The sequence below is a fragment of the Streptomyces sp. NPDC029674 genome (assembly GCF_044903205.1).
Lineage (GTDB): Bacteria > Actinomycetota > Actinomycetes > Streptomycetales > Streptomycetaceae > Streptomyces.
In genome coordinates this window covers 222,101-245,993 of record NZ_JBJDPY010000004.1, presented here as the reverse complement: position 1 = coordinate 245,993, position 23,893 = coordinate 222,101, and the positions used below count along the sequence as shown (strand labels likewise).

General features: G+C 72.6%; 23 protein-coding genes. 10 read left to right on the top strand and 13 right to left on the bottom strand.

Annotation, left to right across the window (positions count from 1 at the left end; translation table 11 throughout):
* Positions 1-43 precede the first annotated feature (43 nt).
* The 7 genes from ACI2L3_RS11585 to ACI2L3_RS11555 all read right to left on the bottom strand — a co-directional run bounded on the left by ACI2L3_RS11585 (position 44) and on the right by ACI2L3_RS11555 (position 6,027).
* On the bottom strand, positions 44-994 hold the full coding sequence (locus ACI2L3_RS11585; RefSeq protein WP_404752143.1) for a hypothetical protein: 951 nt from the start codon (positions 992-994) through the stop codon (positions 44-46).
* Positions 995-1,052: 58 nt separating this feature from the next.
* The gene (gene ligD, locus ACI2L3_RS11580; protein ID WP_404752142.1) at positions 1,053-2,006 is read right to left on the bottom strand and encodes a non-homologous end-joining DNA ligase; all 954 of its coding nucleotides are present in this window, start codon (positions 2,004-2,006) and stop codon (positions 1,053-1,055) included.
* Positions 2,007-2,011: 5 nt separating this feature from the next.
* A complete protein-coding gene (locus ACI2L3_RS11575) occupies positions 2,012-3,094 on the bottom strand; it encodes a serine hydrolase domain-containing protein (RefSeq protein WP_404752141.1) in 1,083 nt (360 codons plus the stop codon).
* Positions 3,095-3,144: 50 nt separating this feature from the next.
* Entirely contained in the window at positions 3,145-4,071 is a 927-nt protein-coding gene (locus ACI2L3_RS11570; RefSeq protein WP_404752140.1) for a DUF6895 family protein, read from the bottom strand.
* On the bottom strand, positions 4,068-4,862 hold the full coding sequence (locus ACI2L3_RS11565) for a hypothetical protein (RefSeq protein ID WP_404752139.1): 795 nt from the start codon (positions 4,860-4,862) through the stop codon (positions 4,068-4,070). Before ACI2L3_RS11565 ends, ACI2L3_RS11570 begins: the two co-directional genes overlap by 4 nt.
* Positions 4,859-5,050 carry a hypothetical protein gene (locus ACI2L3_RS11560; RefSeq protein ID WP_404752138.1) on the bottom strand — a complete coding sequence of 64 codons (192 nt, stop codon included), beginning with the start codon at positions 5,048-5,050 and terminating at the stop codon, positions 4,859-4,861. The genes ACI2L3_RS11565 and ACI2L3_RS11560 overlap by 4 nt, the downstream gene beginning before the upstream one ends.
* Before the next feature lie 86 nt (positions 5,051-5,136).
* Entirely contained in the window at positions 5,137-6,027 is an 891-nt protein-coding gene (locus tag ACI2L3_RS11555; RefSeq protein WP_404752137.1) for a LysR family transcriptional regulator, read from the bottom strand.
* A gap of 143 nt (positions 6,028-6,170) precedes the next feature.
* Between ACI2L3_RS11555 and ACI2L3_RS11550 the strand changes: the two genes are divergently transcribed.
* Positions 6,171-6,560, top strand: a complete 390-nt coding sequence (locus ACI2L3_RS11550; RefSeq protein ID WP_404752501.1) for a VOC family protein — start codon at positions 6,171-6,173, stop codon at positions 6,558-6,560.
* A gap of 4 nt (positions 6,561-6,564) precedes the next feature.
* Here the strand turns inward: ACI2L3_RS11550 and ACI2L3_RS11545 are convergent, their stop codons facing one another.
* Positions 6,565-7,329, bottom strand: a complete 765-nt coding sequence (locus ACI2L3_RS11545; protein WP_404752136.1) for a ZIP family metal transporter — start codon at positions 7,327-7,329, stop codon at positions 6,565-6,567.
* Positions 7,330-7,465: 136 nt separating this feature from the next.
* Here ACI2L3_RS11545 and ACI2L3_RS11540 point away from each other — a divergent pair, with 136 nt between their 5' ends.
* Genes ACI2L3_RS11540 through ACI2L3_RS11530 form a run of 3 tightly spaced genes read left to right on the top strand, consistent with a single transcriptional unit; the run spans position 7,466 to position 11,005 of the window.
* Positions 7,466-8,704 (top strand): lycopene cyclase family protein, encoded by a 1,239-nt coding sequence (locus ACI2L3_RS11540; protein ID WP_404752500.1) that lies wholly within the window; start codon positions 7,466-7,468, stop codon positions 8,702-8,704.
* A 1-nt stretch (position 8,705) separates the two neighbouring features.
* Positions 8,706-9,434: a class I SAM-dependent methyltransferase gene (locus tag ACI2L3_RS11535; RefSeq protein WP_404752135.1), complete on the top strand. Its 729-nt coding sequence runs from the start codon at positions 8,706-8,708 to the stop codon at positions 9,432-9,434.
* Positions 9,431-11,005: an FAD-dependent oxidoreductase gene (locus ACI2L3_RS11530; RefSeq protein ID WP_404752134.1), complete on the top strand. Its 1,575-nt coding sequence runs from the start codon at positions 9,431-9,433 to the stop codon at positions 11,003-11,005. Before ACI2L3_RS11535 ends, ACI2L3_RS11530 begins: the two co-directional genes overlap by 4 nt.
* Position 11,006: 1 nt before the next feature.
* On the opposite strand, the gene ACI2L3_RS11525 is transcribed toward ACI2L3_RS11530, so the two are convergent.
* The 4 genes from ACI2L3_RS11525 to ACI2L3_RS11510 are packed head-to-tail and all read right to left on the bottom strand — an operon-like array spanning position 11,007 to position 15,812.
* Positions 11,007-12,023 (bottom strand): DUF5914 domain-containing protein, encoded by a 1,017-nt coding sequence (locus ACI2L3_RS11525; RefSeq protein ID WP_404752133.1) that lies wholly within the window; start codon positions 12,021-12,023, stop codon positions 11,007-11,009.
* Positions 12,020-13,054, bottom strand: a complete 1,035-nt coding sequence (locus ACI2L3_RS11520) for a phytoene/squalene synthase family protein (protein ID WP_404752132.1) — start codon at positions 13,052-13,054, stop codon at positions 12,020-12,022. The genes ACI2L3_RS11525 and ACI2L3_RS11520 overlap by 4 nt, the downstream gene beginning before the upstream one ends.
* The gene (locus ACI2L3_RS11515) at positions 13,051-14,583 is read right to left on the bottom strand and encodes a phytoene desaturase (RefSeq protein WP_404752131.1); all 1,533 of its coding nucleotides are present in this window, start codon (positions 14,581-14,583) and stop codon (positions 13,051-13,053) included. The genes ACI2L3_RS11520 and ACI2L3_RS11515 overlap by 4 nt, the downstream gene beginning before the upstream one ends.
* Complete coding sequence (locus ACI2L3_RS11510) at positions 14,580-15,812, bottom strand: polyprenyl synthetase family protein (RefSeq protein WP_404752130.1); 1,233 nt, start codon at positions 15,810-15,812, stop codon at positions 14,580-14,582. Before ACI2L3_RS11510 ends, ACI2L3_RS11515 begins: the two co-directional genes overlap by 4 nt.
* Positions 15,813-16,083: 271 nt before the next feature.
* On the opposite strand from ACI2L3_RS11510, the gene ACI2L3_RS11505 reads away from it, so the two are divergent.
* The 4 genes from ACI2L3_RS11505 to ACI2L3_RS11490 all read left to right on the top strand — a co-directional run bounded on the left by ACI2L3_RS11505 (position 16,084) and on the right by ACI2L3_RS11490 (position 19,954).
* Entirely contained in the window at positions 16,084-16,413 is a 330-nt protein-coding gene (locus ACI2L3_RS11505) for an STAS domain-containing protein (protein WP_404752129.1), read from the top strand.
* Positions 16,414-16,523: 110 nt separating this feature from the next.
* Positions 16,524-16,961, top strand: a complete 438-nt coding sequence (locus ACI2L3_RS11500; protein WP_404752128.1) for an NfeD family protein — start codon at positions 16,524-16,526, stop codon at positions 16,959-16,961.
* A gap of 68 nt (positions 16,962-17,029) precedes the next feature.
* Positions 17,030-18,130, top strand: coding sequence for an SPFH domain-containing protein (locus tag ACI2L3_RS11495; RefSeq protein ID WP_404752127.1), 1,101 nt, complete (start codon positions 17,030-17,032; stop codon positions 18,128-18,130).
* 405 nt (positions 18,131-18,535) lie between these two features.
* A complete protein-coding gene (locus ACI2L3_RS11490) occupies positions 18,536-19,954 on the top strand; it encodes a PP2C family protein-serine/threonine phosphatase (RefSeq protein ID WP_404752126.1) in 1,419 nt (472 codons plus the stop codon).
* Positions 19,955-19,980: 26 nt separating this feature from the next.
* On the opposite strand, the gene ACI2L3_RS11485 is transcribed toward ACI2L3_RS11490, so the two are convergent.
* Complete coding sequence (locus ACI2L3_RS11485; protein WP_404752125.1) at positions 19,981-21,474, bottom strand: hypothetical protein; 1,494 nt, start codon at positions 21,472-21,474, stop codon at positions 19,981-19,983.
* A 234-nt stretch (positions 21,475-21,708) separates the two neighbouring features.
* On the opposite strand from ACI2L3_RS11485, the gene ACI2L3_RS11480 reads away from it, so the two are divergent.
* Together ACI2L3_RS11480 and ACI2L3_RS11475 are read left to right on the top strand one after the other, a co-directional pair.
* Positions 21,709-22,896 carry an aminoglycoside phosphotransferase family protein gene (locus ACI2L3_RS11480; RefSeq protein ID WP_404752124.1) on the top strand — a complete coding sequence of 396 codons (1,188 nt, stop codon included), beginning with the start codon at positions 21,709-21,711 and terminating at the stop codon, positions 22,894-22,896.
* A gap of 161 nt (positions 22,897-23,057) precedes the next feature.
* Entirely contained in the window at positions 23,058-23,891 is an 834-nt protein-coding gene (locus tag ACI2L3_RS11475; RefSeq protein WP_404752123.1) for an alpha/beta hydrolase, read from the top strand.
* The last annotated feature ends 2 nt before the right edge of the window (positions 23,892-23,893 follow it).

The window sequence follows — 23,893 nt, the reverse complement described above, 5'->3', positions numbered from 1 at the left end:
GTGGTGCGCTCGCTGGGAGCGGGCGAGTGGAGGAGGTCGTCGTCTATGCGCGGGGGTCGAGCAGGCGTTCCGCTTCCCGCGCGGCATCCCGTGCCGCCTCGTCGGCCCCGACGACCGCGTCGGCCGTCTCCCGGCTCCGTTCCTCGGCCTCCTGCTGCGCTTGTTCGGCGCGCTGGAGTTCGTCGCGTGCCCGCCGCAGCTGTTCCTCGGCCTCGGTCACTCGCTGACGTGCCTCGTCGTGCCGGTCGCGGGCCTGCCGCAGCGTCGCGTCGGCGTCCTGCTGTTCGGCATGCCGCTCGCGCAGCTGCTCGGCTGCCTCTTCGGCGGCCTCGCGGGCCTTCCGGGCGAGCTTTTCCCGCTTCTGCCGGCGCCGCTCGGCGAGTTCGTCCGTCGCCTGTGACGCCTTCTGGCCCCGTGCCTCCTTCTGGCTCCGTGGCGGCTTCTGGGTGGGTGACGGCTTCTGCTGTGCGTCGGCGGTGCCGGACGGGAACTCCGCGGGCGGAATGAGAGCACTCTGCAGGCGCCCGGCCGCCCACTGGTCCGCCGCGTCCTGGTCCGCGAGCACCGCGTGCAGCGTGGCGGCGACGTCCTGCTGCGCCGCGTCCGACAGCCGGTGCCCGGCGTCCCTCGCGAGCGTGGCGGCCTGCCGGGACAGGCCGGCGACGACGCTGCCGCGCTGCTTGGACAGCTCCTTGATCTCGGCTGCGTCCAGGGTCCGGAACGCCTCACGCAGCTCTTGCCCCAGCTCCAGGAACCGCCGCGCCTCTTCGGGCCGGGAGCGCACCAGGAGGTTCGCCGCCCAGGCCGCGAGGGTGGGGCGGCGTGCGGCACGGATCCGGCGGGCGTCCGCCGCGCGGCCGTCCGTCCTGGCCCGCGCGGCGAGCTCCTCACGCCGGGAGACGAAGCGGGGCGGCGCGGTGGCGTAGAGATCGTCGAGGACACTCTCGACGTCGCGCTCTTCGCCGTCCTTCGTACTCGCACCCTTGCGCCGCATCCTCATCAGAGTGGCCCGAGCGGCGCGCGCGTGCACCTCGGACCGCCCTCTGCCGCGATCACACCTCGGGGGCCAGGTCGGGGCGGAGCCGGTGCCACACCGGGTGGCGCAGCAGCCCGGCCCGGGTCCGGGTCGCGTAGCGGATCTCGGCGACGAGCCGGGGCAGGACCCACCGGGCGCCGGGCACGGCGGGTGCGGGCGTGAACGGGCAGTCGTCGATGGCGGCGACGTCCAGGAGCCGGGCGAGCTCGGCGCGTTCCCGCTCGCTCCATCCCGTGCCGACGCTCCCCCGGTAGACCAGGGCCCCGTCCTCGTACTCTCCGACCAGGACCGCGCCCGGCAGCCCGCCGAGACGTCCCTGGCCGGGCAGCCAGCCACCGACGACCGCGTCCACGGTGCGTACGTTCCTGATCTTGATCCAGGCCGGTGAGCGTCTGCCGGGTTCGTACACCGAGTCGAGCCGTTTCAGCACGACGCCTTCCAGACCCTGGGCGTGGGCGAGTTCCAGGGCCTCGCGGCACCGGCCGGTGACCGCTGTGGGGATGGACCAGGCCGGGCCCGCCTCGATCAGCTGCGTCAGAGTGGCACGGCGCCGGATGTAGGGCGCGCGGGTAAGGTCCTGGCCGTCCAGGAACAGGACGTCGAACAGGACCAGGTGTGCGGGGGCCTGCGCGGCGAGGCGGGCCGCCTTCGCCGGGGAGCCGGCCAGGCCCATCCTCGGCTGGAGGCGCTCGAAGCTCGCGCGGCCCGCCTCGTCGAGGACGACGATCTCTCCGTCGAGGATCACCGGCACGTCGCCCAAGGCGTCGGCCAGGGCGTGGAGTTCGGGGTAGGCGGCGGTGATGTCCTCGCCCGAGCGCGAGCGGATCAGCACGGTGTGGTCGCCGGGCAGGTACACGACCGCGCGCTGTCCGTCGTACTTGGTCTCCGTACTCCACAGGTGCTCGCTCCGCGCGGGCGGCAGCGAACCCGGGGTGGCGAGCATGGGGGCGATGCGCGGCAGGGTGGTCATGAGTGTCAGCCCTCGCCCCGGAGCCGGGAACTCTCCGTATGGGCGAGCGCCCACAGTTCGAGGTAGGCGCGCTGGATGAAGGTGCCGGTGAACGCGGGACCCGTGTTGGCCAGGGCGGTGAGTGCCACGTTCGCCTGGGGGCTGAAGCCCGCGAACGTGGTGAAGCCCCGGGTGCCGCCGGAGTGGTGGTAGAGGTCGTGGCCGGGGCGCGGCCTGACGTTCCAGATCAGGGCGATGCGTCTGCCGGTGCGCGGCAGGACGAGTCGTGGGCGGGTCACGTCGGCGAGTGCGGTGCGCAGCGTGCGGGGGACGGTGGGCGGCTGCGCGGTGGGGTCGAGGAGGGCGTCGAGGGTCGTGAGCAGGTCGCGGGCGCTGGAGCGGCCGGCGCCCGCCGCGGGCAGGGCGGGGATCTGCCAGAGGGGGCGGGCCCTGCCGTGCCAGTAGCCGGTGGCCTGCGGCTGGTCCGTGGCGCAGCTGGTGCTGGTCAGGCCGAGCGGTGTCAGGACGCGGTCGGCGAGCAGGTCGGCGAAGTCCGCGTCGGCGGAGCCGTGGGCGGCGCGGGTGAGCAGTTCTCCGAGGAGGCCGACTCCGTAGTTGGAGTAGCGCACGCGGGTGCCGGGGGCGGAGCGCGGCCGGGTGCGGGTGAGGGCGCGGTGCAGGGCGGCGGTGGAGAAACCTGCGTACGGGTTGCTGAACCAGGCCGGTGCCCCGGTGCGCAGGAGGCCGGGTGGCAGTCGGGGCAGGCCGGAGGTGTGGGTGGCCAGGTGGAGGAGGGTGATGCCGGTGTCCCGGAGGTGTGGGGCGGCGGCGCGGGGCAGGAAGCGGGAGACCGGATCGTCGTACGCGACCTCGCCGCGCGCCACCATTTCGGCGAGCAGGAGCGCGGTGAACGTCTTGGTGAGGGAGCCGATCTCGAATCGGGTGTCGGCGCCGGCGGGGGCTCCGCTCCGAAACGCGGTGTCACCTGTGGTGAGCAGTGCGTGTTCGGGTCCGCGCCGCACGGCGAGGGCTACCGCGCTCGCACCGGGAGCGGCGCCCCGCAGGCCGGCGAGTACGCGTACCGCCCACGCGGGCTCCGTGGCCCCCACCGCCGCGCCACCCGGCTCGTCGCCTTCTGCGCACCGGGCTCCGCGGCGGCTCACCCCGTCGCCCCGCCCAGCGTCCGGGACACCGCGAGAGTCCCCGCGATCGCGGCGACCACGGCCGTGTGCTGGTGGTCGGCGAAGCGCTGTCCGGGGTCGTCGGTGACCGGGTCGCCGTCGCGCGGCACCAGGCCGTCGGCGTGCTGGACGCCCGCGAGCCGCTCCCAGTCCGCCGGATCGCAGTACGGCTCCTCGAGGCAGCACCCGACGATCATGAGCTCGGCGACCAGGTCCCACTGTTCGATCTCGGCCCAGATGTCGATCCACACGGGCAGCCAGGTGGTCACGTATGCGGCGAGGTCGTCGGGCAGGCCGGTGGGCGTGCTGCCCCAGTCGGTGAGGTGGAAGACCGTGTGGGTGACGCAGTAGCCGGTCGTCCAGTCGATGAGCCAGGGCTCCGGCGTCGCGCCGAGCCAGGTGGCCCGGGTCAGTACGTCCCAGTCGTACGCAGGGGTGCTCCGGTCCAGGCCCACGACGCGGGCCGCGTTGGCCACGGCGAGCCTGCGGTTGGGCAGGAGTTCGGCGCCCCGCACGGCGTGCAGCGCGCTGGTGTGGCCGAGCAGCCGCTCCAGGGGTTCGTGCCGGACACCGCTGCGGGCGAACGGCACGTACGTCTCCAGTGGGTCGGTCATGAGGGTGTACCGCAGCAGCCGTTCGTAGAGCATGTCGCCCTCGCCGAGCTGCTGCCAGCAGAAGCCCAGCAGCTCGCGGACGAGCCGCTGTTCGGTGCTGCCCGCGACCGACTCGCGCAGCACGAGCGAGGCGGCGAGCGCGCTCTCGCCGAGCGGTTTGTACACGCTGTCGGGGTCGCAGAGGTCGGCGGTGGTGTCGGCGGGCAGCGTCCCGCACTCGCGGTGCGCGTGCAGCCAGGCCAGGGCCCGGGCGCTCACTTCGTGGGCGGTCCGTGTCACGTGCGCGGTCATGTGGTCTCCGGTCCGAGCAGCCGGCGGGCGATCTCGGCGTCGAGGGCGAGCCGCGGACCGCCGCCGTGCAGGCGGAGGTGTTCGACGAGGGGCGCCGGGTCGAGGGGCAGAGATACGCCTTCGTAGGCCAGCAGGGCGAGCCAGCGCGCGATGCGCGCGGCGGTGGGGTAGTCGCGGCGCAGCATCGCGCGCGTGGCGCCGCGCGCGAGGGCCTGCGGGGCGGCGCGGGCGGCGGCGTGCACGGGCCCGTCGAGATACGGGAGCGCGAGCGGGGAGAGCTGGCCCATGCGGACGGACCAGCGCTGCCAGGGGTCGCCGCTGACGGGGACGGCCTCTCCGCGAGGCGGTTCCGCGAGGACCGGCGCTCCCGTGGGCCGTGGCGCGAGGACTCCCCCGGCCTCCGCCCCGGCGAACCGGTCCAGCAGGGTCGCCGTCGCCCAGTCGCGCCACGCAGCCAGCCAGGGCTCGGCGGCGCCCGCGGGTGGCGGGGCGGGCGGGTTCACCGCAGGCGGGAAGAGGATAAAGGACTGGGCCACGGCCGCCGCGTCCTGGGGGTGGAACACGGCGTCGGCCAGCAGCTGGGGCGCGAAGGCGTCGGCGCCCACGACACGGAGGGCGGCGAGGGCCGCCTTCGGGTCGTCCGAGCGTTCGACGTGCTCGGCGAACATCGCGGTGCCCCCGACGCCGTGAAGAGCGTCGAGGGCGATGAGTGCCAGGTCAGCCGCTGACGCGGCGTATGCGGTCTGCGACTGATCGGGACTGTCGGGACTGCTGGGACTGTCGGGGGTCACTTACCCGTCGGCCCCTTCGGCTCCTTGGGCTCCTTCGGCGAGACGAGCAGCAGAAGCAGGAGAGCGCCTTGCGCTTCCGGTGCGTATGTCGGCGCGTCGCTCAGAATCGCCTCTGGCTCCACCATGGCCGTACCGAGCGCCGCGGTGTCCGTCGGAGTGACAAGAAGCGGTGTGTGCTGAGCAAGCATTAGAGCCTCCTCATCGTTACGTCGTCACTATGTCCAGTGACGCCCACCCTCGGACAAGTCTAAGGGCAATAACTCATAATGTCTGTTTAGTTCAGAACCTCCTGATATCCGCCGACCCCCAACAGGGCGAGGAACGCGGCAGCCGCGGGGGACGGCTCGAACCGGCTCCAGACGAGCCGCTCCACCCGTACGGGCCCGTTGGTGACGGGCACGCTCCGCAGGCCGTGCAGCTCGACGGAGAACAGCGCGGGAAGCAGGGCCACACCCAGGCCGTTGCGGACCATCCGGGCCATGAGCTCGACGCCGGACACCTCGAAGGCGACCTCGCGCCGCAGTCCGGCCGCCGCGAACGCCTCGTCCGACTGGGCCCGCGCGGCACTGCCTTCGGCGAAGTCCACGAACACCTCGTCGACGAGGCGTTGGAGGTCGACCTCCTTCTCCGCGGCCAGCGGGTGCCCCGGGGAGACCACGACGACGTGCTCCCCATGGGCGAGTTCGTGGTCCCGGACACCCTGCGGCCGGAATCCGGGCGGTACGCCGAGGAACGCCGCGTCCAGCACACCCTCGCGCACCTGCTCCACCAGCCGCTCGCTGGAGCCCGTCCGCAGCGTGATGCGCACGTCGGGGTAGCGCAGGCGGTAGTCGCGCAGCACCGCCGGGAGGTCGACGGCCGCGACGGTGGGGATCGAACCGACGGTCAGCCTGCCCCGTATCTCGCCGGTGGCCGCCGCCACTTCCGCCCTGGCGCGCTCCGCCGCCTCCAGGGCCTGCCGGGCGGCGGGCAGAAACGCCTCGCCCGCGGCGGTCAACCGCACCCGGCGGCTGGTGCGGTCGAACAGTCGGGCCCCCAGCTCCTTCTCCAGCTTGGCCACTTGGTGGCTGAGTGCGGACTGGACGACGTGACACCGCTCGGCCGCGCGCGTGAAGCTCGCGGTCTCGGCCACGGCGAGGACGTAACGCATCTGCTGGAGATCCATCGACGCATCGTGAATCACGATGGATCGGATGACAAACATGCGTTGGACCGATGGATCACCGGTCGGCGATGCTGAACTCATCGACGGGCCACGGCAGTCACTGCCCGGCCCACGCCTCGCACCCCGACCTCACGGAGATCCTCATGCGCGTGATCGCCTTCGACCACCTCGTCCTGAACGTCGCCGACATCGAGCGTTCGCTCGCCTTCTACACCGGCCCCCTGGGACTGGAGCCGGTACGGGTGGACGAGTGGCGCGCCGGCAAGGTCCCCTTCCCCTCCGTGCGGGTGAGCCCCACCACCATCATCGACCTCGTCGAGGGACCCGACGGGGAGGCCAAGGGGTCCAACGTCGACCACATCTGCCTCGTGGTCGAGCCGCTCGACTGGCAACAGGTCATCGACTCCGGCGTCTTCACGGTCGTGGACGGCCCCGGCGAGCGCTTCGGCGCCCGCGGCACCGCGATCTCCCTCTACGTCGAGGACCCGGACGGCAACACGGTGGAACTGCGCTGGTACCCGGAGGAGGGCTGAACGCTCAGCCCGAGTGGGAGAGCGCGAAGGAGACCAGGAAGCCGCTCACGGTGATCAGGCCGATGGCCAGGTGCGTGTCCTCGAACGCCTCCGGGATCATCGTGTCGGCGACCATGGCGAGGATCGCCCCGGCGGCCACCGCGGTCACCGCCGCGATGACGGAGGCCGAGAAGCCGCCGACCACGGCGTAACCCAGCACCGCGGAGACGGCGCACTCCGCGGCGATCCCTCCCCAGACACCCATGACGTAGCCCCGGCCGCGGCCGGCCCGCTTCATGCCCGCCGCGCTCGACAGCCCTTCGGGGATGTTGCTGAGGAACACCGCCGCCACGGTCACCAGACTGACCGCGCCGCCGTCGAGCAGGCTGACCCCGATCACCGCTGACTCCGGCACCCCGTCCAGCAGGGCACCGAACGCCAACGCCGTTCCCGACCCGGCCTGTTGGGCCTCCGTCGGCTGCGACTGGGACCTGCGGTGGCCTGAGCGTTTGCGGTGCCGGGCGCCGCGCCGGGCCAGCCACGCGTTCCCGGCGGTGTAGGCGGTGGCGCCGCCCAGCGTGCCGATGACCGCGGGGGCGAGCCCCGCCTGCTCGTACGCCTCCCCGACCAGTTCGAAGGAGACCGCCGAGATCAGCACGCCCGCTCCGAAGGCCATCACGGTCGCGACGAGCTTCTGCGGCACCCGCAGCCCGTACCCGACCCCGGCCCCGAGCAGCAGCGCGGAGCCTGCCACGAGTCCCCACAGTCCAGCCTGTACGACATCTGTCATGCGGGCCCATGTACCCGACACGTAAGCGGCCACGCAACCCGCCCGCGACGGTGCATCCAAGTGGCGGCCCCGTACGGAATGCTGTGCACAGGAAGTGACCAGCGGGACGACCGGCGAGACGACCGGCGAGGGGTGCATGCTCGACACGCAGATCGCCATCGTGGGAGCCGGCGCGGCCGGGCTCTCGCTGGCGTACCACCTCGTCAACGGCGCTTCCGTCGGCCGTACACCTTCGGTGGTGCTCGTCGACGCCCCGGCGGGGCCGCTGAAGCCGGCCGAGCGCACCTGGTGCTTCTGGGAGGAGCCGGGCGGCGAGTTCGACACCGCCCTGTCGGCCGCCTGGGACACCCTGCGGGTCAGGGCCCCGGACGGCACCGCCGTCGCCGCCTCGCCCGCCCCGCTGCGCTACAAGATGCTGCGCTCCACGGCCTTCGAGGCCCTCGTCGGCGAGCGTCTGTCCGGCGAGCCGAACGTGGTCCGGCTCGAAGGGGTGGTCAGCGCGATCCGAGAGCTGGGGCGCGGCGCCGAGATCCGCCTGCGGCCCCCGGACGGGCGGCCCTGCGCGCTGCGGGCCCGATGGGTGTTCGACTCCCGTCCTCTGCGGGTCCTTCCCCCGGGGCGCACCACGCTGTTGCAGCACTTCCGCGGCTGGTTCATCACGACCGACCGCCCGGCCTTCGACCCGCGGGTCGCGGACCTGATGGACTTCCGCACCCCGCAGCCCGCACACGGCCTCTCCTTCGTTTACGCCCTGCCCACGAGCCCCTCCCGAACCCTGGTCGAGTACACGGAGTTCTCCCGCCGGGTCCTGGACGACCGGGGCTACGACGATGCCCTGCGCCATTACCTGAGACACGAACTCGCCCTGGAGCGGTACGAGATCACGCGGGTGGAGCACGGTGTCATCCCCATGACCGACGCGCGCTTCCCGCGCCGCACCAGTCCCTCCGTCTTCCGCATCGGCACCGCGGGCGGCGCGACACGGCCCTCGACCGGCTACACCTTCGCGGCCGTCCAACGCCAGACCCGCGCCATCGCCGCCGCCTGTCACCAGGGCCGGACGCCCCGGCCCCCCGCCGCCCACTCACCGTGGTCACGGACGATGGACGCCGTCCTGCTGCGGGCCCTGCACACCGGACGCGTGAGCGGGGCGGAGTTCTTCACCGGCCTGTTCCGCCAGGTGCCCATGGAGCGGCTGCTCCGCTTCCTCGACGGTCGCACCAGCACCCGCGAAGACCTGTTCATCGGGCTGCGCACCCCCGTGCGCCCCATGCTGCGCACGGCCCTCGAACTTCCCCTGCTGCCCAAGTACCGCACCCGCCTCGCCCACGCCCCCGGCACGACGGGCCGCCCGGCCGACCGGAAAGAGACCTGAGATGACCGTGCTGCGCGACGACAGCCTGTCCGCGGCGTTCGACCACGCCGCCCGTACGTACGACCGGCTGGTCGCCGTCAACCCCGGCTACCACGCTCACCTGCGCCGCTCCGCCCGCCGGCTGCGGCTGCCGCGCGGCGGCGCCGGGCTGCGGCTGCTCGACCTGGGCTGCGGGACCGGCGCCTCCACCGCCGCCCTGCACAGGGCCGCCCCACTGGCCGAGATCGTCGCGGTCGACGCCTCACCGGGCATGCTGGACCAGGCCGCGGCGAAGGCCTGGCCACCCACCGTGACCTTCGTGCACGCACCCGCCGAACAGCTCGAACAGGCGGGCGTGCGGGGGCCGTTCGACGCGGTCTTCGCCGCCTATCTCTTCCGCAACCTCGCCGACCCGGACACCGTGCTCACCGCGGTCCGCGCCCTCCTGGCACCGCACGGCCGGCTGGCCGTGCACGACTACACCCTCAGCGGCCGGCCGGTCGACCGCCTGGTGTGGCTGGCCGTCTGCAAGGCGGTGGTGCAGCCTGCGGGCACCCTGACCGGCGACGGGCCCCTCTACCGGCACCTCTTCCACAGCGTGACCGGCTTCGACACCGCGGGCGCGTTCGCCGCGCGGATCCGTCGCGCCGGTTTCTCCGGTGTCCGTGTCCTGCCGATGCCCGGCTGGCAGACCGGCATCGTGCACACCGTGCTGGCCAGTGCCGGCGGAGCCCGCGAGGCCGTGCGATGAAGCGGAGCACCACGTCGCCGTACGGTGCGGCGCGCCGCGGCCTCGACCGCCGCGCCCAGGTGTGGCCCGCGCCCGTCGGCCTTCCCCGCCCGGCTCGGGGCCCGGCGCCCACGGCCGCCGTCGTGGGCGGCGGTCTCGCCGGACTCGCCGCCGCGACGGCGCTTGCCGAACGGGGCGTGCAGGTCACCCTGTACGAACGTGACGACCAGCTGGGTGGCCGCCTGGCGGGCTGGCCGGTCGAACTCGCCGACGGCACCACCGCGACCATGACCCGCGGCTTCCACGCGTTCTTCCGCCAGTACTACAACCTGCGCGGCCTGCTGCGCCGGGTCGATCCGGGTCTCGACATGCTGACCCGCCTGCCCGACTACCCCCTGTGGCACAGCGCGGGGCACCGGGACAGCTTCGCCAAGGTGCCGCGCACACCGCCCTGGAGCGCCCTCGGCTTCGCCGTGCGGAGCCCCACGTTCGGCCCGCGCGACCTGGCCCGGATGAACCCGCGCGCCGCCCTGCCGCTGATGGACGTGCGCGTCCCCGACGTCTACCGGCGGCTCGACGGGGTCAGCGCCCAGGATCTGCTGGAGCGGATCCGGTTTCCCCGGGCGGCCCATCATCTGGCGTTCGAGGTGTTCTCCCGCAGTTTCTTCGCCGATCCACGCCGGCTCTCGGCCGCCGAACTCGCCCTCATGTTCCACATCTACTTCCTCGGCTCCAGCGAGGGCCTGCTGTTCGACGTGCCGCAGGAGCCCTTCCCCGCGGCGCTCTGGGAGCCGCTGGCCGGCTATCTCGCCGGTCACGGCACGGACATCCGCACCGGGCACGCGGTGGAGAACGTGCGGCCCGTCTCCGGCGGAGGGTTCCTCGTCACCACCTCGGACAGCGAGAAACGGCACGACACCGTGGTGCTCGCCCTGGACACGGCGGGCCTCCAGCACGTGGTCGCCCGCTCGCCCGAACTGGCCGACAGGGACTGGCGGGAGCGGATCATGCGGCTGCGGACCGCGCCGGCCTTCCTCGTCTCCCGCCTCTGGCTCGACCGGCCCGTCGCCCACGACCGCCCGGGATTCCTCGGGACCAGCGGATACGGGCCGCTGGACAACGTGAGCGTGCTGGAGCGGTGGGACGGTGAAGCCCTGCGATGGGTCGCACGCACGGGCGGCTCAGTGGTCGAACTGCACGCCTACGCCGTCCCCTCGGGCACCGACCGGACCGCCGAACAGGAACGGCTGCTGACCCAGCTCCGGCGCGTCTACCCGGAGACACGCGACGCCAGGATCATCGACGAACGCCACGAATGGCGCGCCGACTGCCCCCTGTTCGCGGTCGGCACCTACCGGGACCGGCCCACCGTACGCACCCCGGATCCGGCCGTGACCGTCGCGGGCGACCTGGTGCGCACCGATCTGCCGGTCGCCCTGATGGAGCGGGCCGTGACGACCGGGTTCCAGGCCGCGAACGCGCTGCTCCAGCGCTGGGGGCTGCGCGGGCAGACGCTGTGGTCGGTGCCGACCCGCGGCAGGGTGGGCGCGCTGCGGACGCTGAACCGGCTGGCCGGCACCGGCGCGACGTGAGTCATCCGGGGAAGCGGCCCGTGCCGCGCAGGGTCCAGCGCCGCTCCGCGTAAGCGATGTCGTCGCGCCACAACCGCCCTGCCGCCGCCCGCATCAGCGGTCGCAGTGCGGAAGCGGCGGCCTTGGCGGCGAGGAAGCCCCGGCGGTCGGACGTGGCGATCACCGCTTCGACGACGGCGGTTCGGGGGTGCCCGGCGCCGGCCGCGGTCAGCGGAGTCGCGTGTGTCTCCACGACCGAGCCCGCGCCTTCGCCGTGGGTGATGTGCATGACGACGGTACGGGGCTCCGGCGCGGTGAAGACCGCCCGCACCGGTACGACCGCGCGCCCGCCCACCTTGAACGACACGTCCACGGTGAACGCGTCGTCCGCCGGGTCGTCCTGGGCGTCACCGGTCACGGGGACCACACTCAGATCGACGAAGGAGTACGGGTGGAACCACGCACCGTGCCAGGGGTCGAGGCGGTTGGCGACGACGTCCTCGGGTTCGCAGCGTCCGCTCGTGGTCACCACGGTCGCCACGCTCCGGGCCAGATCCGGGCGCGCGGGCAGCACGGGTCGCTCCAGAGCCTCCTCCCCACCGACGTCGTCCAGTCGGACCCAGGTCAGCACACCGTCGTCGTACGCCGGGTACGGGTGCCAGGCCCCGAAGGGCCGGCCGGTCAGGGCGAGTCCGTGCCAGTGGCAGATCAGCGTGCCGCAGTGCACCGGGCTGTCCTTGAGCGGGGCGCCCAGGTGCGGGCAGGCGCCGGGGCCCGCCCGCAGCGCCCCGTCGGCGCCGCGCCACACGACGACCTCCAGGCCCGCGACGGTGCGGCCCAGGGGGAGGTCGTCCCTGATGTCCCGGGTGGCGCCGAGCACGTACCAGTTCCCGGACGGCCGGCTCTGCGCGCGTTTCAACGCGGCGGCGATCACCGCGGGTCTCGCCTCGCGCCAGGTCGGGCGCTGGTCCTTCCAGGCCACGGGCCGACGGCGCAGCCGCAGGGGAAGGCGTCCGGTTCCGCGCGGGCCTCCGGTCATACCGGCTCCTTCGAGGACGGTCGGCGCTGTGCGCCGCGGATGAGGTGCGGTGGTGCGGGTACGGCCTGTTCGCGCATCTGGGGCGGTCCGTCGGCCAGGCGGTGGCGCAGCCGGGCCGCGGCGACCCGGCACAGGCCGTCGCAGGCGACGGTGGCGCGGCGACGGCGGGGGACGACGGCCCGGCGGTGCAGCACCGCGTACCCGTCGTCGGCGATGGCGTCGAGGATGGCGCCGTACAGCACGAACGCGGTGCGGATGCAGGGGCGTGCGACCGGGTCGAGCATGGCGAGGCCCGGGGCCGCCACGCGGTAGGTGTCTCGGGTGAGGGCGGCGGCCGCCTTCAGTGCGGCGGTGATCCTGGCGTCCCGGCGGCCGGTGGCCCGGCTCCAGTGCAGCATCGCGCGGTCGACGCCGTGCGCGGCGAGCAGTTCACCGGGGAGGTAGGTGCGGCCGCGGTCGAGGTCCTCGCCCACGTCCCTGAGGAAGTTGGTCAGCTGGAAGGCCGTGCCGAGGGCGGCGGCGTGCGGGGCGGCTTCCTCGCGGGGTACGACGGTGCCCAGGACGGGCAGCATCTGCAGGCCGATGACGGCGGCCGAGCCGTGCATGTACCGCTCGAGGTCGTGATAGGTGGGGTATTCGCTCACTTCGAGGTCCTGCCGCATGGACGTCATGAAGTCGGTGAAGTGCTGGGGGTCGATGTCGTAGCGCCGGGCCGTGTCGGCCAGGGCGGCGGCGACGGGTTCGCTGCTCGTCCCCGTGCGCATCGCGTGGTCGAGGTGGTGGTCCAGGCGTCGCAGCGCCAGGGCGCGTTCGGCCGGTGCGGCCGTGTCCGCCAGGTCGTCGACGATGTCGTCGGCCCATCGTGCGAAGCCGTACAGGGCGTGGACGGCGGGCCGGCGTTCGACCGGCAGCAGCCGGGTGGCCAGGAAGTACGTCTTGCCGTGGCGGGCGTTCAGGCGGCGGCAGTGGGTGTAGGCGGAGCGCAGCGCGGGGTCGGTGATGGCCGCGGCGTCCAGCTCCCGGGTGCTCATCCGGTTCCTCTCTCGGCGGCGGGCCGTGGGGAGGCGGGGTGTGGCGAGCGGCGGGGGCCCGCGATGCGTGCGGCGGCCAGCTTGCCGGAGAGGAGGACGGTCGGCACGCCGACTCCGGGTGTGGTGCCGCAGCCCGCGAGGACCGCGTTCTCCGTGCCCCGCACCAGGTTGCGGGGCCGGAAGGGGCCGGTCTGCGCGAAGGTGTGGGCGGCGGAGAACGGGGTGCCCGCGGCGTGGCCCTGCGCCGTCCAGTCCGCGGGAGTCACCAGGCACTCCTCCTCGATGGCGTCGGTGACCCCGGTGAGGCCGCGCCGTTCCAGTGCGGCGAGGAGGCTGTCGCGGTAGCGGGGGGCCAGCTCCCGCCAGTCCCGGGCGCCGGGGCCGATGTCGGTGTTGGGGCACGGGGCGAGCACGTAGTGGAGATGGCGTCCCGGGGGCGCCAGGCCGGGGTCGGTGGCTGTCGGGCGGGTGATGAGCAGGGACGGGTCGGACATGAGGCGTCCGGTGCGGGTCAGTTCGTGGAAGGTGCGCTGCCAGGCGGCCCCGAAAGAGATCGTGTGGTGCGCCAGCCGGGGCCAGGTGCGGGCGCTGCCGAAGTGCAGGACCACGGCGGACGGTGAATGCCGCAGTGGCCGCGGGCGGTGCGGCGTACGGCCCAGCAGTTCGTACGTGACGGGCAGATCGGGCGTCAGGACCACGGCGTCACAGGCGATGCGCCCGTGGTCGGTGATGACGGCCGTGACCCGAGACCCGGTCCGCTCCAGGCTCCGGACGTCCTGCCCGTACCGGAAGTCGGCGCCCGCTCGGGCGGCGGCGTCGGCCATGGCGCGGGGCAGGGCGTGCATGCCGCCGCGCGGGAAGTGGACTCCGGCGACGGTGTCCATATAGGCGATGACCGCGTACGCGGCCAGGGCACGGGCCGGGGGCACACCCGCGTACAGCGCCTGGAAGGAGAAGACCCGCTGCAGTCGCTCGTCGGAGACGAAGGAGGCGATGCGCGCGTCCAGCCGGCCGAAGCCGCCGAGGGCGGCGAGCCGGGCCAGATCGGGGGTCAGCAGCTCCAGGGGGGAATCGAAGTTGGTGTCGATGAACCGGCGCATCTGGAGCCGGTAGAGGCGCTCCAGCCAGGCCCGCAGCCGCCGGTACCCCGCGGCCTGCCCGGCGCCGGCGAAGCGGGCGATCTCCGCTTCCATCTCTTCGGGCCGGGTGTGTACGTCCAGGGAGCTGCCGTCGGCGAACTGGGCCCGGTAGGCCGGGTGCAGGGCGATGAGGTCGAGGTGGTCCCGCATGTTCCGGCCCACCGCGGCGAAGGCGTCCTCCACGATGTCGGGCATGGTCAGGACGGTGGGGCCGGTGTCGATCCGGTAGCCCGCCCTCAGCAGCAGCCCGGCGCGGCCGCCCGGGTGCCCGGCCCGTTCGACCACCGTCACCGCGCGTCCGGCACCCAGCAGATGCAGGGCCGTGGACAGGCCGGCGAGTCCGGCGCCCACGACCACGACGTGATCGGTCGGCCCTGGAACGGTCTTCATAGGATCCCGCCTTTGGCACAGGGTTCTGCCGCTTCGGCACCGGGTGGTACTGCCGCTTCGGCACCGGGTTCTTCCGCGCCGGCCGACGGGTTCCGCGCGCCGGCCGTGGTCAGTCCGGCCACGCGGTGGAAGAGGCCGCGCAGCTGCTGTTCGGCGGAGGGGACGAAGGCGCCTGCGGCGAGGTGCCGGTCCGCCTGCCCGACCAGGTGGCGGATCTTGTCCTCGACGATCGCTCGGGCTCCGGTGGCCACCAGCGCCTCCCGCACCTGACGCACGGCGTTCTCGTCCGGCCGCGCCGTGCCGACGCGGGATTCGAGGAGGGTCAGCACGTCGCGGTCCGCCGTGGCCCGGGCGCGGGCGGTGGCCACCGCCAGGAGGTACGTGCCCTTGCCTTCGCGGATGTCGTCTCCAGAGGGTTTGCCGGTCTCGCCGGGCTCGCCGAACGCGCCGTGGAGATCGTCCCGCAGCTGGAAGGCGATTCCGGCGCAGCGACCCGCCGAGCACAGCGCCCGGGTGGCCGCCTCGTCCGCGCCGGCCAGCGCCGCGCCGACGGCCAGCGGCCGCTCCACCGAGTACAGGGCGCTCTTGAGCGAGGCCATCCGGACGGCCCTGCCCATCGACCGTGAGCCGGTGATCTGTCCGTGCAGGTCGAGGTACTGGCCGGCCACCATCTCGGCCCGCATGGACTGCCAGAGCGCGCGCGTGCGGGACGCCTTCGCCGCGTCGAGATCGGTCGCCGCGAGCACGTCATCGGCCCAGCTGAGCGCCAGATCACCCACAAGGATGGCGGCCGCCTCACCGAACGGCTCCCGAGGGCTGCCCGCTCCGTGCGCCGCGTACTGGGTCCTGAGGTCCACGTGTACGGCGGCTCGGCCCCGCCGCAGCGGTGAACCGTCCATCACGTCGTCGTGGACCAGCGCGCAGGTCTGGATGAGTTCGAGTCCGGCGGCGAGGCGAAGGGCCGCTTCCACCTCACCGCTGTCGGTACCCCCCGCACACGCGCGCAGACCCCACCACAGGAAGCGGGAGCGGATGCGCTTGCCGCCGCGCAGGGTGAAGCGGACCACCCGCTCCGCGATGTCCTCGGCGAACGTGGCGTCGATGGCCCTGGCCTCCGCCAGCCGCCGGTGGAGGATGTGTTCGAGCGTGCGTCCCACCGCGGCGGAGACGTCGGTGTCGATTCCATGCGCCGCGCTCTCCGGATCCAGGGTGTTCTGCCCCGTGTGCATTGCACGTCCTCTCGGCCATTCCATCGAAATAGGGCTACAGAACGCTTCGGCCCGGGAGTGCCGCCCGGATGCACATGAAATCCCGGACGTGCTCGAAATCCCGTGATTGATCCGGTCCTGTCGGTCCCGTCGAGTACTCGGTTTCCTGTGCCGTGCGTGCTTTGGAGGCGCGGGGGTACCCGGCCTTTTCGCCCTGCCCCCGGGATTCCGGTGTGGTGGAGAGGGTTGTCGAGAGGGGAACGTGATTTCGGTTCCGCATGAATGCGCGCGGTTGCGTACCGACACGGTGCTGCTGCCGGAGCAGACCGTGATCTTCCTGTCCGGCGAGATCGACCTGGGCACCGTCGGCACGCTCTACGAAGCGGTCCGCGCCTGCCTGGACACTCGCCCCGCCCGCCTCCTGATAGACCTGCACGAGGTGTCCTTCTGCGACTGCGTCGGCCTCCGCGCCCTGCTGCAGACCAAGGACGAGACCCTGCGCGCCGGCACCGACTTCCGCATACGCGGACCGCTGCGCCCGCTGGTGGCCCGCCTCGTCGACCACACCCGTACCGCCGACCGGCTCGGCCTGTCCCCGGCCGCACCCGAGGGCCCGGTGTGAGCGATCCCCGAGGGCCCGGTGCGGGCACGGGTCGAGCCGGGACAGGCCTGTTCCGTCAGGTGTTCACGGAGGTAGCTTGGTAGACAAGTCCCCCGAGGGAGGCTGATCCGATGCCGTGGCTCGCATGGCTGGTCGCCGCCGCCGCGCTGGGCGCCGCGGAGTTCTTCACGCTGACGTTGGCCTTCGGACTGCTGGCGGGCGCCGCACTGGTCGCCGCCGTCGTCTCCGGTGTGGGCATCGGCATCGCGGGTCAGCTCGTGGCCTTCGCCGCGGCGGCGGCAGGGGGCCTCGTCCTCGTCCGCCCCGTCGCGCTGCGGCACATGGCGCAGGCGCCCCTGACCCACGAGGGCAGCGACGCGTTGATCGGCAAGCGGGCCGAGGTCGTGCGGGAGGTCACCGCCTCCCACGGCCTCATCAAACTCTGCGGCGAGGAATGGTCCGCCCGCACCCTCGACGAAAGCCATGTGATCCCGGCGGGAGCACTGGTGGACGTCATGGAGATCGAAGGCGCCACCGCCATCGTCTACCCCCGCGAACTCCTTCCGTGAGCTCCTTCCGTGAGCTCCTTCCGTGAGCTCCTTCCGTGAACAGTTGAATCTGTGGCAATGGAGGAAGTATGGATCCGGTTGTCATTCCGATTCTCGTGGCGGCGATCGTTGTCGTCTTCCTCGTGGCTTCCTCTGTGCGCATCGTCCCGCAGGCCCGCCGCTACAACATCGAGCGGTTCGGCAGATATCGGCGGACGCTGCAACCCGGCCTGAATCTCGTCCTGCCGGTGGCCGACCGCGTCAACACCAAACTCGACGTGCGCGAGCAGGTGTATTCCTCACAGCCCAAGCCGGTGATCACCGAGGACAACCTCGTGGTGAACATCGATACGGTGCTCTATTACCAGATCACTGATCCACGGGCGGCGGCTTACGAAGTCGCGGACTATCTGCAGGCGATCGACCAGCTCACCGTGACCACCCTGCGCAACGTCATCGGCAGCATGGACCTGGAGGAGACCCTCACCTCGCGCGAGGAGATCAACACCCGCCTGCGCACCGTCCTCGACGACGCCACCGGCAAGTGGGGCATCCGCGTCAACCGCGTCGAGATCAAGGCCATCGATCCGCCGAACACCATCAAGGAAGCGATGGAGAAGCAGATGCGGGCCGAGCGTGACAAGCGCGCGGCCATCCTGCACGCCGAAGGCGAGAGGCAGGCCAAGATCCTCACCGCGGAGGGCACGAAGCAGAAGGACATCCTGGAGGCGCAGGGCACGCAGCAGGCCATGATCCTGCGAGCGGACGGCGAGGCCAAGGCGGTGGAGCGGGTCTTCCAGGCCGTCCACCGCAACAACGCCGACCCGAAGATCCTGGCCTACAAATACCTCGAGACGCTCCCGCACCTGGCGAGCAGCGACAACAACACGTTCTGGGTGATCCCGGGCGAGCTGACCGAGGCGGTGCGCGCCGTCACCAGCGCGTTCGGCGATCACTCGACGGTGGGCCTGCCCGAGACCACACCGCCCGCGGAGACAGCGACGGCCGCTGCCGACGACACACCTGTCGAGGGCGGCGCGGAGCTCGCGGCGGACCCGCCGCTCTCGCTCAACGCCGCGGCGGCCGCGGACGAGGTCGCGAAGCAGGCTGCCGCGGCAGTGAGCGACGCCAAGGCCGAGGCGGAGGCGGCGAGGTCGCCGCAGGTGCCGGGCCGGGGGCAGAAGGGGTAGCGGACGACCGCCCCGCTCGGCGTCGTTCGGCGTCACCCCAGCAACCAATTCACGCCGTTCTGAAGCATCAACAGCGGCTGTTCGTACGGAAGTTCGCGTGTGCCACCGGCCGCGGGCAACAGCTCGCGGTGCCGGCCCCGCCCGTCACGGCACCCACAGTCACCGCTCACCCCTGACCTGCCACCGGACCTCCACATTCCGCCGTATGACCCTACGCTTTCTTCACCGCTCCGGACTGGACTCCAGCCCCTGCGGCCGCGTATCTGCAGGACATAGGCATATGCCAGAAGCACCACCGAATCGTGTGTTGCCAAATCCCTTACGGCCCCCCTTCGGCTGTGCGAAAGTCATTAGCGGTCCACCACTCGTCAAGTTGGTCGCACCGCACCTTCAACGGAGCACCTCATGCCGCCCCATGTCTTTGCGGACCACGCAGCCGCCCAGCCGCCCGAGCGCGGCACGGTCGACGCGCTGATCTCGCAGACACGTCGGCTCCGCGGCGAGGTGGACGCCGTCCGGCGCGACGCCGTGGCCGACCACGGGGACCCCGCGGGACGCTGGCAGCGAGCCCTCTGCGACCTGGCGGTCCACCAGCTCAACGACCTCGACGACCATCTGGCGCAGCTGCGGGACGGCCCGCCGCGAGCGGGCGGGGAGCCCGCGGCACCGGCCGCCCCGGCGCCCGTGGAGCCGCCTCGGGGTTCCCTCCTGAGCCGGGTCGGCAGCGCCGAGTGGAACCTCCTCACCGACGAGGCCAGTTGGTCCGCCGAGCTCTACGAGATCCTCGGCCGCGACCCGGCCGCTCCCCCGCTCTCCCTGGACGAGTTCCCGTCCCTGGTGCACCCCGACGACCAGCCCCTGCTGACCGCGATGGTCACGGACTGCCTCATCGACGGAAAGCCCATCGACGGCGAGTTCCGCGTCCTGCGGCCCGACGGGCGCGCGCGTCAAGTGCACATGATGGGTGAGCCCGTGCTCGCCACCGACGGCTCCACCGCCTCCATGTGGGCGGTCCTGCGGGACGTCAGCGAGCTGCGCCGCAGTCAGCGCGTGGTCCGCGAGAGCCGTGACTCGCTGCAGCGCCACCGCGACATCGCACAGACCGAGCACCGCCTCGCCATCGAGCTGCAGGAGGCGGTCCTTCCGCCGTGGCGCGGCTCCCTGCGGCTTCCGCACGGCGGCCCCGCCCGGCTCGACCTCGCCGCCCGGTACCTCCCCTCCTCGACCGGCGCCCTCATCGGCGGCGACTGGTACGACGCGATGGAGCTGCCCGAGGGACACGCGCTGCTGAGCGTCGGCGACCTCACCGGGCACGGAGTCACCGTCACCTCCGGCATGGCGATGCTGCTCGGCGCACTGCGCGGCATGGCCGTCACCGGCGCTCCGCCGGACCAGGTCATGGGCTGGCTCAACCAGTTACTGGACGCCACGGTCCAGCCCGCCCTCGGCAGCGCGGTCTGCTGCCGCTACGACCCCGCCACACATCTGCTCACCTGGGCGCAGGCGGGCCACCCCGCCCCACTGCTGTTCCGCGACGGGACGGGGCGCACGCTGACGCCACCGCACGGTGTGCTCCTCGGCGCCACCTCCGGGGCGAAGTACGGGCAGGCCGAAGAGCAACTGCGGCCCGGAGACCTGTTGTTGCTGCACACCGACGGCCTGGTGCCGCGGCGCGACAGGGAGACCGCGACGGGACTGCTGCTCTCCCTCGCGTCCCGTCTGGCCGGGGCGCGTACGGCACAGGACTGCGTGCGAACCGTCGTGGAGGAGTTCGGCGAGGCACCACGTGAGGACGACGCCTGCCTGCTGGCCGTGCGGATCTGAGCCTTCGTACCGGGAGTACCGGGGCGCTACGCCCTGACCGTCCTTCCCTTGGCCCCCTTCGGCCTCGGCAGCGCGAGCTTGATCTCCTCGCGCAGATCCTGGATCTTCGGGTAACCGGCGTACTGCGCGGTCAGCCGATACATCTCGCGCAGCCGGTCCCAGGTTCGGTGCGAGGAGTTCGCTCGCATCGACACCAGCGCCAATCGGGCGTACCTGTCGGCCTGTTCGGGGTCATCGGCGATGAAGCAGGCCGACGCGAGCGAGATGTAGTCGAAGATCTGCGACCGGTCGCGGTTCTTGGCGCGCAACTCGATCGCCTCCTTGGCGTGCCGCTGCGCGGCGCCGGCCGCGGACGCCTCGTGTTCGGCGAGGGTGCGGTAGGCCAGGGCCTGCATGCCGTGCAGATCCGCCTCGTCGAACATCTGCATCCAGCTCGGCGGCGGCACGTCCCCCTTGTCCGACACGAAGAGGTCCTCGGCGAGGCCGAGGGTGCGCCGCATCGCCTGCCCGCGGCCCATCGACGCGTGCGCCCACGCCTCGATCGTGTACAGCATCGCCCGGGTGCGGGGCAGCGCCTCCTCGCCGGCGCCCGACTTGGCGAGCTTCATCAGGTCCAGGGCGTCGTCCGGCTTGCCGAGGTGCACCATCTGCCGCGCGGCCCGGGACAGTGCCTCACCCGCGCGCGGCCGGTCGCCGCCCTCACGGGCCGCGTGCGCCGCGATGACGAAGTACTTCTGTGCCGTGGGCTCGAGGCCGACGTCGTGCGACATCCAGCCGGCGAGCACCGCGAGGTTGGCGGCGACACCCCAGAGGCGCCGCTGGAGGTGGTCGGGGTGCCGGTAGGCGAGCATGCCGCCCACCTCGTTGAGCTGGCCCACCACGGCCTTGCGCTGAAGGCCGCCGCCGCGGGCCGCGTCCCAGGCGCGGAAGACTTCGACCGAGCGCTCCAGCTCCTCGATCTCCTGGGACCCGATGGGGGCGGCCTCGTAGCGGTCGAACCCGGCGGGGTCGGCGTGCAGGGGATCTTCGATACGGGGGGCGTCGGCCTTGAGGGCCGGGTCGGTGTGCAGCCAGTCCTGCATGGCGCTGCTGAGTGCGGAGCCTGCGGCAAGCGCAGCGCCCGCGCCCACCAAGCCGCGTCGGTTGAGCATGAGGTCCATTCCCGTGAATTCGGTGAGGACCGCGGCTGTCCGCTCGGGCGCCCACGGCACGCCGTCGGGGTGCTCCACACTCCCGTCGCCACGCCGCTTCCCTGCGCGCCCGTGCCGGACCAGACCTAGATCCTCAGTGGTCACGACACGGCCGAGACGCTCGGTGAACAGAACAGCCAGCACCCGCGGCACCGGATCGCGCGGGATCTCTCCCATGTCGATCCACCGCCGCACCCGTGAGGTGTCGGTGGCCAGCTGGGGGTGGCCCATGGCCGCCGCCTGCCGGTTCACCAGTCTCGCGAGCTCACCCTTCGACCAGCCGGCCAGGCCGAACAGGTCGGAAAGGCGGGTGTTTGGTTGTCCGTTCACGTCAAGCCCCCAGGTTCTCGGCTGAGTTGACAGTAACCGCCTGTCAGTTGCTGAGCGACTATTCGCCAGGGTTCGCCAGGGTGCGCCACATGGTGTGCCAGGGGACGCCGGGTGTCAGGTAGGAGTGCGCCACCCCGACCCGGTCGCCGCAAGGCACTCCCCAGGGTGCACCCGAAGTGATCGGGCCGGGAGGCGCACGCAACTCACAGGCACACGAAGGGATCTGTATCGCCCATGTACGCAGCATCGTCCTCCGTGTCCGCCCCGCCCCGGCCGCTCCGCCCGCGCCCCCCGGTCCACCGGAGCCGCGAGGTTCCCCCGTCACCGGGGAACGGCCCTTATCTGGAGCCGGTGCGCCCCGGGGGCACGCCGTCAGGCGTCGGCCGCACGCCCCGCATGGCAGGGCCCGGCACGCAACCGCTCAGCGGGAGACTCGACTTGTCCGGCCCCCAGGGGGCGCAACTGCGCACCGCGATCGCCTCCGTGCATCGCATCTGTCCCGAGTTCAATCCGGTGCAGGTGCTGCGCAGGAGCGGCCGCACCGTGCTGCTCGTCGGCACGGCGGGGCGCGGTACCGCCGTCGCCAAGTGCCTGCTCGACCACTCGCCCGGCTGGGCCGAGCGGATCAGGCACGAAATAGCGGTCTACCGCTCGTTCGTCCGGCACCGCCCGCCGGTTCGAGCGCCGCGGCTCATCGCTGCCGACCCCGACGACTGCACGCTGGTCATCGAGCGGATGCCCGGACGGGTGGCGGCCCTGCACCGGCACCCGGCCGAGGCCCCGCCGCGCGCGGACATCCGGGCGGCGCTCGGCTCCGTCCGCCACCTCAATCAGTGGCGGCCGCCGACGGAGATGTTCGGCAAGCCGCTGGACTACCCCCGGCGCATCTCCCGCTTCCACGAGCTGGGCCTGCTGACGGACCGCGACATGGGCGACCTGCAGAAGCTGCTGCACGGCATCGCGCACTCGGTCGGTCACCAGGGCGGCGGACCCCAGGCCATGTGGCAGTTCTGCCACGGCGACGCCCTGCTCTCGAACATCCTCCTCTCCCCCACCGGCCCCGTCCTGGTCGACTGGGAGCACGCCGGCTGGTACCTGCCGGGATACGACCTGGCGACGCTGTGGACCGTCCTCGGCGACGCCCCGGTGGCGCGACGCGAGATCAGCCAGCTGGCGCAGGCCGCGGGCCCGGCTGCGCGCGACGCCTTCCTGGTCAACCTGATGCTGGTCCTGACCCGCGAGATCCGTACGTACGAATCCGCCGTGCAGCGTTCGATGCATGACTCGGCCCCGGTGGCCCCGGGCCCGGCCCAGCCCGGTGCCGCGCCGACCGGCGAGGAACAGCGGCTGCTGCTGAGGCGGCTGCACGACGACTGCCAGCTGGCCCGCCGGGCCGTACGCGCGGCGGTCGGAACCCGCTGACGGGGGCGGAGCCCGCGGTGCGCTTTGGACAGGGGCGCACCGCGGACTTTCGTATGCCTCTGGCGAGTACCCGAGGACTATGTCGGTCCGCCGCCGTGCAGTATCGGCCACAGTGGCGATGCCCGCTTACGCGCCGGGACGTACGACCGTAGCGTCAGGGTATGTCCGCAACCGACACAGAGCAGATCGACCGGGCCAACGCCTCGGGCCGCACGCCGGCCGTGTTCGTGCACGGCCTGTGGATGCTGGCGAGCAGCTGGGACCACTGGCTTCCGCACTTCGAGGCCGCCGGGTTCGCCCCGGTCGCCCTGACGTGGCCGGGCGAACCGGCGACGACCGACGATGCGAGGCGGCACCCCGAGGCCATCGCGGGCACGACGGTCGCGCAGGTCGCCGACCATCTCGCCGAGCGCATCGGCGCGTTGGAGCGCAAACCCGTGATCGTCGGCCACTCCGTCGGCGGGCTGCTCACCCAGATCCTCGCGGGCCGCGGTCTGTCGGCCGCCTCGGTGGCGATCGACCCGGCACCGTTCCGCGGCGTCCTCGCGATGCCCCTGTCCACGGTGCGCTCACTGCTTCCCATGATCGCCAACCCCGCCAACCGGAAGCGCGCCAAGCCACTGACCTACGAGCAGTTCCGCTACGCCTACGCCAACGCCGTCAGCGAGGAGGAGGCCCGCTCCATCTACGAGCGGTACGCCGTGCCCGCGCCGTGCGCCCCGCCCATGCAGGCGGCGCTCGCCAACCTCAATCCCCGCACGGAGGTCAAGGCCGACTACCGCACCCCGCGGCGCGGCCCGCTCCTGATCATCTCGGGCGGCCAGGACAACGCCATCCCCTGGGCACTCGCCAGCGGCGCGTACAAGCGCCAGAAGCGCAATGCGTGCGTCACGGAGATCATCGAACTGCACGGCAGGGACCACGCGCTGACCCTCGACAACAGGTGGCAGGAGGTCGCCGACGTCGCACTGGCCTTCGTGCGCCGCTTCGTCTGAGT